Annotated in this window: 8 protein-coding genes; 6 read left to right on the top strand and 2 right to left on the bottom strand. The window is 59.5% G+C overall.

From position 1 onward, the window contains the following. Positions 1 to 78: 78 nt before the first annotated feature. Positions 79 to 1584, bottom strand: coding sequence for a carboxypeptidase M32 (locus AD944_RS11640; protein WP_045542229.1), 1506 nt, complete (start codon positions 1582 to 1584; stop codon positions 79 to 81). 150 nt (positions 1585 to 1734) lie between these two features. Here AD944_RS11640 and AD944_RS11635 point away from each other — a divergent pair, with 150 nt between their 5' ends. Genes AD944_RS11635 through AD944_RS11625 form a run of 3 tightly spaced genes read left to right on the top strand, consistent with a single transcriptional unit; the run spans position 1735 to position 9334 of the window. Next, entirely contained in the window at positions 1735 to 3657 is a 1923-nt protein-coding gene (locus AD944_RS11635) for a tetratricopeptide repeat protein (protein ID WP_045542252.1), read from the top strand. Positions 3658 to 3664: 7 nt separating this feature from the next. After that, a complete protein-coding gene (mutS, locus tag AD944_RS11630) occupies positions 3665 to 6331 on the top strand; it encodes a DNA mismatch repair protein MutS (protein ID WP_045542228.1) in 2667 nt (888 codons plus the stop codon). 51 nt (positions 6332 to 6382) lie between these two features. Further along, positions 6383 to 9334, top strand: coding sequence for a [protein-PII] uridylyltransferase (locus AD944_RS11625; RefSeq protein WP_045542227.1), 2952 nt, complete (start codon positions 6383 to 6385; stop codon positions 9332 to 9334). An 82-nt stretch (positions 9335 to 9416) separates the two neighbouring features. On the opposite strand, the gene AD944_RS11620 is transcribed toward AD944_RS11625, so the two are convergent. After that, a complete protein-coding gene (locus AD944_RS11620; protein WP_045542226.1) occupies positions 9417 to 10295 on the bottom strand; it encodes an NUDIX hydrolase in 879 nt (292 codons plus the stop codon). 122 nt (positions 10296 to 10417) lie between these two features. Here AD944_RS11620 and AD944_RS11615 point away from each other — a divergent pair, with 122 nt between their 5' ends. The 3 genes from AD944_RS11615 to rpmB all read left to right on the top strand — a co-directional run bounded on the left by AD944_RS11615 (position 10418) and on the right by rpmB (position 13053). Then, a complete protein-coding gene (locus AD944_RS11615; RefSeq protein WP_145912822.1) occupies positions 10418 to 12256 on the top strand; it encodes an ABCB family ABC transporter ATP-binding protein/permease in 1839 nt (612 codons plus the stop codon). A gap of 84 nt (positions 12257 to 12340) precedes the next feature. Continuing rightward, positions 12341 to 12634, top strand: coding sequence for a hypothetical protein (locus AD944_RS11610; protein WP_035380876.1), 294 nt, complete (start codon positions 12341 to 12343; stop codon positions 12632 to 12634). Between the two features lie 113 nt (positions 12635 to 12747). After that, positions 12748 to 13053 carry a 50S ribosomal protein L28 gene (gene rpmB, locus AD944_RS11605; RefSeq protein WP_006558293.1) on the top strand — a complete coding sequence of 102 codons (306 nt, stop codon included), beginning with the start codon at positions 12748 to 12750 and terminating at the stop codon, positions 13051 to 13053. The last annotated feature ends 199 nt before the right edge of the window (positions 13054 to 13252 follow it).

Genomic DNA, 13252 nt, shown 5'->3' with positions numbered 1-13252 from the left:
GTTTTGATGTCTCCCACAACCGCATTCTTCGCATGGCGCACGGGAGCACAGCGAAGAAGCGGCTGGAGACGCAGAGACTCAGGCGTCTGGTGCATGATCCAGATAGCGGCGGCGCACGTGTGCCAGATAGGCATCTGCGCTGAGAGGGGTACCCGTTGCTGCCCGGATGATCTCCGGCATGGACGCACTGCTGGCGCGGCTGTGCACATTGGTACGCAGCCATTGCATCAGCGGCGCAAAATTGCCCTGTGCGATGGCAGGAGCCAGGCTGGCATCCTGCTGATACGCGGCCGTGCGCAACTGTGCGGATGCCAGAGCACCAAGAGCATAACAGGGGAAGTAACCAAACAGCCCCTCGGGCCAGTGGATGTCCTGCAAACAACCTCGCCGGTCATCGGGCACACTCAGGCCCAGGAGACTGTGGATTCCGTCATTGAAAGCGGCAGGCAGATCATGCAGCGCAAGATCTCCCTTTATCATCGCTTTTTCGAGGTCATAGCGGATGAGAATATGGGCCGGGTAAGTCACTTCATCCGCGTCTACCCGGATCAGGCCCGGCTGAACGTGGGTCAGCAGACGGTGCAGATTGTCTGGCTGCCATGATGGGGTGGTTTCTGCTACATCAAAAGTCTGACGCAATAGAGGGGCGACCCACTCAACAAACGCGCGGGATCGGCAGACCTGCATTTCAATCATCAGGGACTGGCTTTCATGCACGGTCATACCTGCGGCCTGTCCTACAGGTTGCGAGAGCCAGTTCTGCGGCAAGCCCTGTTCATACATGGCGTGCCCGGTTTCATGCAGCACACCCATCATGGCCGGAATGAAGTCTTCTTCTTCATACCGGGTAGTCAGGCGTACATCGTGGGTGGCCCCTCCGCAGAAGGGGTGAGCACTCACGTCCAGCCGCCCACGGGTCATGTCAAACCCAAGTTGCTGCATCAGCCTGCGCCCGAGAGCCTCCTGCCGTGCAATGGGGAACGGACCTTCAAGGGGAATGCTGGCAGGCAAGGAAGTCTGTTTTTCCAGCACCGCGGCAATCAGGCCGGGCAGTTCCGTGCGCAGGCGGGCAAAAATGGGGTCAATATCTGTCTGCCGCGTGCCGGGATCAAACGAATCCAGCAAGGCATCGTAGGGGGAAAGGCCCAGAGCAGCCCCCTTGGCCTCTCCTACTTGTCGGGTGAGGTTGAGCACTTCGGTCAGATGCGGCAGAAAACCGGCAAAGTCACTGTTCTGCCGGGCTTCGCGCCACGCCATCTCACTCCGCGTTGTGGCTTGGGTGCAGGCTTCCACCAGATCGCCCGGCAGGGCCGTGGCGTGGGTATGAACGCGGCGCATTTCGGCCAGATTGGCGCGTCGCCATAGGTCCTCACCAGCGTCGGCCTCGGCCAGAAGGTCGGCCATTTCCGGTGCTGTCAGGATTTCATGACGCAATCCTTCCAGAATGGCCAGATTATCCGCACGGCGGTCTGCCGTGCCGTGGGGCATCATCACTTCCTTGTCCCAGCACAGGATGCCAAGGGCATCGCTCAGGGAGGAAAGACGGGCAAAGTGGCGCTCAAGGCTCTGATAGGCTTTATTCATGGGACCGGATCATAAATCAGGAACCTGTCGGACGGAATGACCTGAGCATGACAAACAGGTTCTGCTGGCAGCAAACGTGGCTCAGACAAAAGGGGGCCGTTCGTTGTGTATGATCCACACTCTGTTTTATCCAAGGTGCTACCATTTTTCATGCCTCAAAGCTCAGAGACCACTACAGCCCCTTCTGTTTCTGTCGCTCTGGCTTTGTTGGCTGGGGGCAATGCCGAAAGGGCTGCAGAGATGCTGCGGAGCCTCCTGCGTGCGAACAGTCAGGATGCCGAAGCCTGGCATGCCATGGCCTGCGTTGCGCGGGCAGGGGGTGATGCTCAGTCTGCTGTAGGGTTGGCAGGGCGGGCCATTCACATCACGCCAGAACCGCATTTTCACATTACACTGGGGTTGGCGCTGTTGGCCTTGGGGCATGTGGAACCTGCCCGAGCGGCTGTGCATGTTGCTGTGCTTGGGACACCGCGAGACCCTCGCGCGCATCAGGCCATGGCAGAGATTCTGGAAGCGCAGGGCAGGCTGGTGGATGCAGGGCAGGCTTTACGTAATGCCCTGCGGCTTCGGCCGCTGGAGGCTGCACGACATCTGGAGCTTGCGGCTTTTCTGGCGCGACATGGGCAGACAGCGGAGGCTTTGCAGATTTCTGAAAACGCTGTGGCGCTCGCGCCGCAGGATATCTTCACGCAAAACCAGCATGCTCTGCTGCTGGAGCGGGCAGGTCGCACGGCGCAGGCGGAGCCTTACTTTGCGGCGGTTGCCACGGCCTTGCCGCATGATGCCGCAGCACTTGCAAACTATGGGGCGGCTTTGTTCGCCACAGGCGCGTTTGATCAGGCACGCTCTGTTTTGCTGGAGTCGGCAGCCCGCAATCCCAACGCGGCAGAAACGCGCAGCAATCTGGGGTTGGTGCTCATGGCATTGGGAGCTTTGCCTCAAGCGGAGCAAGAACTGGGTGCCGCTTGCAGGTTAAGGCCGGTGGATGCGCGATTGGCCGTAAACTACGGCACCGTTCTGGCCGATTTGGGACGACGTGAGGAAGCTGAGACCATGTTCCGGCACAGCATGACTTCTGCGGCATCTGAACAGGACAAGGCGCGGGCTACGTTCAATCTTGGCACACTCCTACTGGCGGAAGGGCACTTTCAGGAAGGATGGAAACGGTTTGAGGCGCGCAAGCAGATCTTGCCAGCAGGCCGGACTGAAAACCTGCCGTCATGGGACGGTCAACCTCAGCAGGCTCCGGTGCTGCTCTACGCCGAGCAAGGGCTGGGGGATACGGTGCAGTTCCTTCGGTATGTCCTCCCGGCTGCCTCACGGGCTCCTGTGATTCTGGCGGTACCAGAAAGTTTGCAGGCATTGGTGAGCGCAACAGCTTATGCCCGGCAGACAGGTGTCACAGTGCTGCCTGCAGGAGCGAAAGCGCGGGAGTATGGGGCGGTGGCCGCATGCTCCCTGCTGAGCCTCCCGCATGTGCTGGGGCTGGCTATGCCCTTGTCGTGGCAGACTGTTTGTGACCCCGCTTCTCTGGCTGGCGCGGAACAAAAAACGGATGATGCCGCTCTGAAGGTTGGTCTGTGCTGGTCTGGTAACCCTGATTACCGATTTGATCGCCGTCGCTCTCTTGCGCCTGATGGGCTGATGCCATTGGCTGAGGTGGAGGGTGTCACTTTTCAGTCCCTCCAGAAGCAGGGGGAGGCACCCTCTTTTCCAATCCTGCCGTTGCCGGAGGGGGATATGTTGGTAACCGCCCGTGTTATGGCGGGGCTGGATGTGGTGATTACGGTGGATACGGTTATTGTCCATCTGGCAGGCATGATGGGAAAGCCCGTCTGGTTGCTCAACCGTTTTGGTGGAGACTGGCGATGGGAAAAAGGATCGACCGCGATAGGCGCAGACGGTCAGCCTCATAATCTCTGGTACCCGAGTCTGCGTGTATTCGGGCAATCCGAGCCAAGGGAAGGAGCCTCTCCGTGGCAGCAGCCAGTCGAGGCCGTAACGCAGGCCTTGCGCGCTCTTGTGCGCGAGAGTGCAGGAAGGCGGTTGCTCCGCCAGAAGACGCCCTTATGATAATGGGATGAAACGTTATTCTCCTGAGGGCGCCACCCCCGCCATGGCGCAATGGTTTGCGCTGAAGGCGGAAAATCCTGAAGCCCTGCTGTTTTTTCGCATGGGCGATTTTTACGAACTGTTTTTTGACGATGCGACAGCCGCAGCCGCAGCGCTGGATATCGCGCTGACAGCACGCGGCACCCATGCTGGTGAGCCAATCTCCATGTGCGGTGTGCCGGTTGCAGCGGCTCCCGCCTATCTGGCGCGCCTGATTCGCCGGGGCTTCCGTGTGGCTGTGGCCGAACAGACGGAGGCGCCGCGCAAGGGGAAAGGCGCGGCCAAAGGCCCATTGGCGCGTGCTGTGGTGCGGGTTGTCACCCCCGGCACGTTGACGGAAGATGAACTGCTGGAACCCGGCCGTTCCAATCTGCTGCTGGCGCTGGTGGAAGGTCCGGCCTCCACAGGCCGAGGCCGCAAAGGCAAGGGCGCGGAAAAAGCTCAGAAAGTGCAGGCGGATACGCCGCTTGGGGCTGCGTGGATTGATGTGTCCACAGGTTTGTTTGAAACGGCAAGTGTAACGCAGGCTTCCCTTGCAGGTCTGCTCGGGCGGTTGGACCCGGCAGAAATTCTGGCCCCAGCCGATCTGGCGCTGGGAGATTTTGACGCCTGTCGTGCGCCGGAGGTTCTGGTGCCGGGGGTAGAAGCCGCCCGCCAACGGCTGGCGTCCGCATTTGATGTCGCCAGCGTAGATGCGTTCGGCACATTTTCGGATGAGGAAGCCATGGCCGCCGCCGTGGCCGTGGATTACGTGCAGCGCAGTCAGGCCGGAAAGCTGCCCCGGTTGACGCACCCTACACCGCAGACGGATGGTGGTATTCTGGGTATAGATCCGGCCACCCGCGCCAGCCTTGATCTGCTGCGCGCGCGTGATGGCGGGATGGAACACACGCTGTTCTCCGCAGTGAACCAGACCGTAACCGCCGCAGGTGCGCGGCTGATGGCGGAATGGCTTTCGGCTCCTCTCACCGATGTTGGTCGTATTGCAGCCCGTCAGGACGGTTGGTGCTGGCTGCGGGACTCCGCCAGTTGTCGCACGGCGTTGCGGGATGCCCTGAAAAAAGCGCCGGATGTTGCGCGCGCCTTAGGGCGGCTGTCTCTGGGGCGCGGGCAACCGCGTGATCTTTCTGCCATTCGGGATGCCCTGCACGCGGCGCGGGCAGCCGCAGCAGCTTTGGGTGATGTCTCTCGCCTGCCGCCCTATCTGTCGAAAGCAGCGGCAAGCCTTGGCGGGGCACAGGAACTGGAGGCTGAACTTGTTCGGGCGCTGGCGGAAGATCTCCCGGCCCGATTGGATGATGGTGGCGTGATTGCAGCAGGCTATGATGGAGAGCTGGATGGCTACCGTGGTCTGCGTGACAATTCCCGCCGTGTTGTGGCCGGGTTACAGACCGAATATGCCAGCCGCTACGGCGTGGCGAGTCTGAAAATCAAACATCATGCCCAGCTTGGCTATGTGATTGAGGTCCCCGTAGGGGCAAGCAGCCGCATGAAAGACCGGGATGATCTGATGTTCCGGCAAGGCACGGCCAGCAATGCCCGTTTCTCCACGGAAGAACTGGCTGGGCTGGATGCCCGTATTGCCGAAGCTGCCGAGCGGGCTGCGGCACGTGAAAAGGCGGTTTTCAATGCGTTGGTAGAGGCCATTCTGGCGGAGCAGACCCTACCGGTTCTGGCTAAGGCACTGGCTGTTCTGGATGTGATGCAGTCCTGCGCCATGCTGGCGGCTGGCGGAAGCTGGTGCCGCCCCGATGTGACAGATGATACCGCGTTTGATCTTCAGGCCTGCCGCCATCCGGTCGTGGAATCTGCTCTACCCAAAGGCACGCGCTTTACGCCCAACGGCTGTGATCTTTCTCCCAATCGGCGCGTGATGTTGCTGACCGGGCCGAACATGGCCGGTAAATCCACTTTTTTGCGGCAGACAGCCCTTGCGGTGATTCTGGCACAGGGCGGTTTTCCTGTGGCGGCGGAAAAAGCCACCATTGGCGTGGTAGACCAGCTTTTCTCTCGTGTTGGGGCATCGGATGATCTGGCGCGGGGCCGCTCCACCTTCATGGTGGAAATGACGGAAACAGCCGCCATTCTCAATCAGGCTGGGCCACGGTCTCTTGTGGTGGTGGATGAGATCGGGCGTGGTACTGCCACGCTGGATGGACTGGCCATTGCGTGGTCCGTGCTGGAGGCTCTGCATTCAACAGTGCGCTGCCGTGCAATTTTTGCAACGCATTTCCACGAACTGGCCGATCTTGTGGATACTCTGCCACGATTGGCTCCGCACACCATGGCGGTGCGGGAATGGCGCGGGCAGATCGTTTTTCTGCACGAAGTCCTTGTGGGATCAGCAAAAAAAAGCTGGGGTGTACATGTGGCGCGCTTGGCGGGTGTGCCTGCATCCGTTGTGGACAGGGCCGGGCGGCTATTGAAGGAACTGGAACGCGAGCATGCGACAGGTCCCAAGCCGTTACCCTTGTTCGACACGCAGAAGATATTACCGCATGAAGAAGAAAATACGTTAAGAAAGCGTTTGTCAGAGGTTGATCCAGATACCCTTACACCACGTGCGGCGCTGGATATTCTGTACGAGCTTCATAAGCAGGCCGTTCAGGAAGAAAGCAGTCCCGTTAACGGGTAATGTGGATCTCCACTAAATAAAGACCGTCCTCAGGAGCAGAATCCGACCCCAATGTCGACTTCCCCCGCACCAGCTGCCTCCGGGCAGCCCGATGTCACCGCACTGGCTCTCCTTACTCCGGAGGGGCTGGCGGCTTGCCTTGCCCGGGAATTGAGGGACGCCACACCAGAAGACGCGGCTATTCCACCGCGTGATGAAGCCGTTGCCATTTTTCGTCGGCATCTGGGGCGCTATCAGGCGGATGTCCGCAGCCGGTTTGAGCAGCATGTGCTCAAGGGCACAGGGGCGGCCAAGCTGATTGCCGCGTTTACGGATGTGATGCTCCGCAGCATTGTCGATCTGGCTTTGCGGGCCACAGGGCAAGCGAATGGGGCTGAAGAAAAAGAAGCGGATCATCGTCCAGCGGGCCGTCTGGTTGTAGCGGCCACCGGGGGGTATGGACGCGGACTTCTTGCCCCGTTCAGCGACATTGATCTTCTGTTTCTGACAGAAGAAGATAATGTGGAAGCTGCCCATCGGCTGGTGGAATATGTGCTCTATTTCCTGTGGGATCTGGGCTTAAAGGTCGGGCATGCTACGCGCACCATAAGCGAGTGTATTGAAGAAGCGCGTAAGGACAGCACGGTGCGTACGGCTCTGCTGGATGCGCGCTTGTTGACGGGTGATGCCGCGCTCTTCGCCATGTTTGAAGCGCGTTACATTGTGGCGTGTGTGGAAGCAGGGCCTGCTGGCTTTATTCAGGACAAACGGCGTGAGCGGCTGGAACGGCACCGCCGGTTTGGAGACAGCCCTTATCTGGTCGAGCCCAATATCAAGGAAGGGCGCGGCGGGCTGCGTGATCTGCAAACGCTCTACTGGATGTGCCGCAACACGTTTGGCACCCGCCATGTGACAGACCTGCTGGCTCCAGACTTTATCTGGATGGGGATTCTGACCGAGCAGGAAGCCGCCCGTGCGCGCCGCTCGTGGGATTTCCTGTGGACGGTGCGGTTGCACCTTCACTACGTGGCCGGGCGAGCCGAAGAACGCCTGACCTTTGATATGCAGCCCGTTATTGGCGCGCGTATGGGCTATACCCGTCACGGTCGCCAGAACGGTGTTGAGCGCTTCATGCGCCATTACTTCCTGACTGCGCGTGAAGTTATGCGGCTGACCCATGTGCTTGAACCAGCCGTGCTGCGGCAGGCACAAGGACCGGTTGCCACGGCTGCCAAGCCGGATGAGGCCATGCGGGAAGCAGGCTTTACGTTGCTGGATGGGCAAATTCTGCCCGAACGGGGTATCTCGTTCGATCAGGAACCCATCAGAATGATGCAGTTGCTGGACTGGGCGCGCCTGCGGCGCAGACCGCTGCATCCTCTGGCCCGGCATCAGTTGATCCGCTGGGAGCGTCGGGCTGTTGCGTTGCGTGATGACCCGGAAGCGGCGCGTATTTTTCTGGATTTGCTGTGCGGGGAAACAACTTCTCTCGAACCCCCACGTCGCCGGAAGGAAGCTGCCGTGCCGGAGGGAGAGGTGGCTGCCACGGCTGTTCCCTCTTATGAGCAACCCACACCACCCGGTCACGCCCATTGGCTGCATATCCTTAATGAAACCGGTATTTTTGGTCGTCTTATCCCAGATTGGGCCCGTATTGTGGGCCAGATGCAGTTTGATACCTATCATGTGTTTACCGTGGATGAGCACACGATAGAGGCCGTCCGCATCATGGATGAAGTGGCCTCTGGCCGCATGGCGGATGAAATTCCGGTTGCGTATGAGTTGGTAAAGGGGCTGCATTCCCGCCGGGCGCTCTATATGGCCGTGCTGCTGCATGACATTGCCAAGGGCCGGGGTGGCGATCATTCGGAGATTGGTTCGGAAATAGCCGCCGATCTCTGCCCTCGGCTGGGGATGTCTGGCGAGGAAACGGAAACGGTTTCCTGGCTTGTGCTGCATCATCTGCTGCTGAGCCATACTGCGTTCCAGCGCGATATTGATGACCCCAAAACCATTCTGGACGTTGCGGATATCGTGCAGTCACCGGAACGGCTGCGCCTGCTGTTGCTGCTGACCATTGTGGATATGCGCGCCGTCAGTTCCCGCGTGTGGAACGCGTGGAAAGCCACGCTACTGCGGGAGCTTTATGTGCGCGTGGCAGAAGTGCTGGCGGGCGGGCTGGCCACAACCGAGCGCGATGTGCGCGTACGCCATGCCAAGGAAATAACGGCTGAAATTCTGGCCGAAGACGGGGTGCCGGAAAGTGACATCAACCGCTTTCTTGATCTGGGCTATGCCGGTTACTGGCTCTCCTTCGATCATGAGACACACAAACGCCATGCCCGTCTGATCCGCGAGGCTGATGCCAAGGATGCGCCGCTGACGGTTGAGGTGCTGCCTCTGCCTGCGCGCGGGGTGACGGAAGTGACCGTCTATACCATCGACGTTCCCGGCCTGTTTTCCAAAATTGCCGGGGCATTGGCGTTGGCCGGCGCATCCATTGTGGATGCGCGTATTCATACCATGATGCACGGCATGGCACTGGATACCTTCTGGATTCAGGATACGGCAGGCAGCGCGTATGAAGAAACGCATCGGCTTGCGCGTCTGTCTTCCCTTATTGAACAGGCCTTGAGCGGTCAGCTTGATATCGGGACGGAAATTGCCCGGGCCGGGTTTGGCCATATGCCGCTGCGGATGCGGGCCATCCATGTGCCGCCGCGTGTGGTGATCGATAACGGGGCATCCAACACGTACACCGTGATCGAGATTAACGGGCGGGACCGCCCCGGCCTGCTGCATGACGTTACAGCGGCCATGAGCGAGGAAAACCTTCAGATCGCCTCTGCCCATATTACCACTTATGGCGTGCGGGCTGTTGACGTTTTCTATGTGAAAGATCTGTTCGGGCTTAAAATTACAGACAAGAAGCGGCTGGACGAAATCCGTGACCGTTTGCTGTCCTGCATGAAAGCGGCCGAAGCAGAAGCCAAGGCGCTGCTGGACGCGCGCCTGTCCGCCTGAGTGGTAGCATAAGACTGTATAAAAAAGGGCAGTAGCACCCGGATGAGTGCACTGCCCTTTTTCATGAGGTTTGGCTGCCGTTTCAGGCGGGTACTGTGACATGCTCCTTGCCCGGACTCGCCGGGGAGAGGCCACGCGCCAGCCCGTCCTGCAAGGCACGGCCCTCGGCGGAGTGCAGGTCAATCAGTCCATGGCGTAGGAAGAGATCAATCAGCACGAGGTTCACGTTGAATTTGAACTCGTCGGTGTCCCGCACCAGTGCGAACACATCTTCCAGCTTCATCAGGCTGAAGGATTCCACTTCTCCGTCAGCCGCAACGGGCTCAAAGCTTTCCGGCAGAAACAGATCATAGCAATACAGGATATCGCGCCGCAGCCCTTCAGGACGGTTGAGAGCGTAGAGAATCCGCCCCACTTCCTTGGCGTGTGCGGCCAGTTCCGGGCCAATGCTCGCTTCTTCAGCCGCTTCTTTCAGCAAAGCCTCAGCAGGGGAATGGCCCGCTGGCACCCCGCCTGCCACCAGATGGTCCAGCTTGCCGGGGTCCAAGCGCTTGTTGCGGGCGCGGCGGCCTGTCCACAGATAAAGTCCGTCCGATTTGCGGACCAGCCCGTTCATATGCACACCGATTGCCACCAAACCGAACAGTGGCAGGGCCCCCCGGTCAATACGGGCAATCACAGGCTGGTCCAGATCAGTCATCACATCAAACAGTTCATGATGTGATCGGTAAAACCCTTCCTGAGCCAGTTTTTCCCCCAGCGCTTCCAGTTCCGCCGGGTTGGCAAGGGCAAATCCCTTGGTGCGGGAGCCGAGACCTTCCTGCTCAAGCCGATCGGCGATGGCCGGATCAATCCAGCCAGCCGGTTTGCCGCCAAGCGAGAAAGGAAAACGGTCTCCGGGCACGACGGCGGTGTTGCACAGCCTGAGATGACGAAGAAAAGGCATATCGTCGGACGGCATTCAGAATCCTGTCGTGCTGGTGAAGAAAAAAGAGGATTACGCAACTTTATATCTGGTCTGCGCGCGGCAGTGGCAAGGTGCAGCGGGGTTGCAAAATACGGAAGGCATGTCACATCCGGCTTATGTCACCTCGTCAACGTCGTATTTCCGGGCCGCCAGAACAGTCGGCTTCCGTCACGCTCTCTCGTCTCTTGCCGTATCTCTGGCCCCGTGAAAACCGGAGCCTGCGGTGGCGCGTCATTCTGGTCCTGCTGGTCATGGTGGGGGGAGAACTGGCGACCCTTGCCGTGCCTCTGGCCTACAGCAAGGTGGTGGACCGGCTTTCCCATCACCAGAGTCTGGCCTTGGCGCCTGTTGCCCTGATTATCGGATACGGGTTGGTCAGGCTGGTTTCGGCCGCCCTGACCAACCTGCGCGATTCCCTTTTTGCCCCTGTGCGCTTCCGCGTGGCACGGCAGACCGCCTTCCGCAGCTTTGAGCATATGCACAAGCTTTCCCTGCGCTTCCATCTTGACCGCCGCACCGGTGGCGTGACCCGTGCCATTGAACGCGGCACGGAAGGGGTGGAAACCCTGTTGCGCATGGGCATGTCTCTTTCCCCCACCATCTTGCAGGCCCTGTTGGTGGCTGTGGTGATCTGGCGGGTGTTTGACTGGCGCTATGTGGTGCTGATCGGGGTGATGATCGCCGCTTATATTGGCTTTACGGTGAAGTTCACCGCATGGCGTCTGGGCATCCGCCGCGAGATGAACGAAACGAATAGTGAAGCAACCGGCAAGGCGCTGGATAGCCTGCTGAATTATGAAACCGTCAAGTATTTTGGCAACGAGGCCCATGAGGCAAAACGGTATGATAACGCACAGGCCCGTTATGAGCAGGCGGCCCGCAAGACCCAGTATTCCCTTGGCCTGCTGAACTTTGGGCAGGCCGCCATTATTGCGGTTGCTCTCACGCTTATCATGCTGCTGGCCGGACGGGATGTGGAAGCCGGGCGAATCAGCGTGGGGCAGTTCGTGATGGTGAACACCTATCTGCTGCAGCTTTATGGGCCACTGAATTTTCTGGGGTCTGTCTATTCAGCCATACGCACCGCCATGGTTGATCTGGAGCACATGTTTGGGCTGGTGGAAGAAGATGTGGAGGTCGCTGATTCTCTTCATCCGCTGCCCATTGCCGCGCACCTTCAGGATTCGGACGCCGCAGAAGTGGAATTCCGGGATGTGCGTTTTGGATACGGCCCAGAACGCGAGATTTTGCATGGGGTCAGCTTTGTTGCCCAACCTGGCAAGAAACTGGCGATTGTGGGTTCCACAGGGGCTGGCAAATCAACCATCAGCCGCTTGCTGTTCCGGTTTTATGATGTCTGGTCCGGCGCGGTGATGGTGGACGGTCATGATGTCCGGGCCTATCGGCAGGCAGATCTGCGCGCGGCCATTGGTGTGGTGCCGCAGGATACCGTCCTGTTTAACGAGACCATAGGCTACAACATTGCCTATGGTCGCCTTGATGCAAGCCCGAGCGCGGTGGAGCAGGCAGCACGGCTGGCCCAGATTCACGATTTCATCATGTCCCTGCCTGAGGGGTATAATACGCAGGTGGGCGAGCGTGGGTTGAAGCTTTCTGGCGGTGAAAAGCAGCGCGTGGCCATTGCCCGAACGATTTTGAAAGACCCACGCGTTCTTGTGCTTGACGAGGCCACAAGCGCGTTGGACACACATACCGAACAGGAGATTCAGGTTGCTCTGAAAACCGTCTCCGCACGGCGCACCACACTTGTGATTGCTCACCGACTGTCCACCATTGTGGACGCGGATGAGATTCTGGTGATGGGGCAGGGGCGTGTGCTTGAACGTGGCACGCATGAGGCCCTGCTTGCCGCAGGAGGGCACTATGCAGCCATGTGGGCTGCTCAGGGTGCGGAAGGTGTTACAGAGCGTCTGGCAGAGGCTGTGTCCCGCTAGGGAGACGGCCCGCATGGAGACGAATCGCAAGGCGGCGGGAAGGCTCGGCGTATCCTTGCTAGGAAAGAAAAGGATGAAGATTTCATGACGGATACGGCAGGAAATACACCCGCGTCTGGCACTACTCCCGAAGTGCCAGATGATCTGGCCCGGTGCGCTGTGGTCATTGAAAGTGCGGTTGAGCACCTGATCAAGGAAAAGCAGCCCCCGCTGGCTATTGCCTCAGCCTTGCTGGGTGGTTCGCTGGGTTTGCTTGCGCGCAGCATGGACAAGGATACCATTCTGCGCATTCTTGATTCAGCCGCTCAGAGTGTGCGCTCAGGGGATGTTCATGCTTCCATGGCCGGAGAAAACGGCCCTGAAAGCGAGAAAGCCTGAGGTCAACCCTTGACGGAAGGCCGTGGCTCAGCCATAAGCCGCGCCAATCCTGAATGTGGTCGCCGGGCAAAATCTGTCTCGGCCCTCTGTTTCTATTAGACAAGGATGAGACAATGTCCCGTCGCTGCCAGATTACCGGCAAAGGCGTGCTGACCGGCAATAACGTCAGCCATGCCAACAACAAATCCCGTCGTCGTTTCCTGCCTAACCTGCAGGAAGCGTCCCTGACCTCTGAAACGCTGGGCACTGCTGTGCGTATGCGTGTCAGCACCCGCGGCCTGCGCACCATTGAGCACAATGGTGGCCTTGACGCCTTCCTGACCAGCACGCCTAACCGCAAGCTGCCGGAAGAAGCACAGGTGATCAAACGCCGTGTGCTGCGCGTTCAGGCCAAAAAGCAGGCTGCTGCTGGCGCCTGATTCAGGGGTTCTGCCTAATTCTGCAGTTTCCGGACCTGTCATGATCTGACCGGCCCGGTTTCTGTGGTTCAGGCGTCTGGCAGGGTGTCAGCGCCTTACGTCTATCGGCCGGTTTCCGGCAGCCGGGCTATCTGGGTTTCTCAGGTGCCAGCACGGTGTTCGGCGGCCACAGGCGCGAAGGAAATTCCATCGCGCCTGA

Origin of the sequence: Acetobacter tropicalis (genome assembly GCF_001580915.1) — a bacterium.
Lineage (GTDB): Bacteria > Pseudomonadota > Alphaproteobacteria > Acetobacterales > Acetobacteraceae > Acetobacter > Acetobacter tropicalis.
Note: the sequence above shows the minus strand (reverse complement) of the source record. Positions and strands in the feature narration are given on the sequence as shown.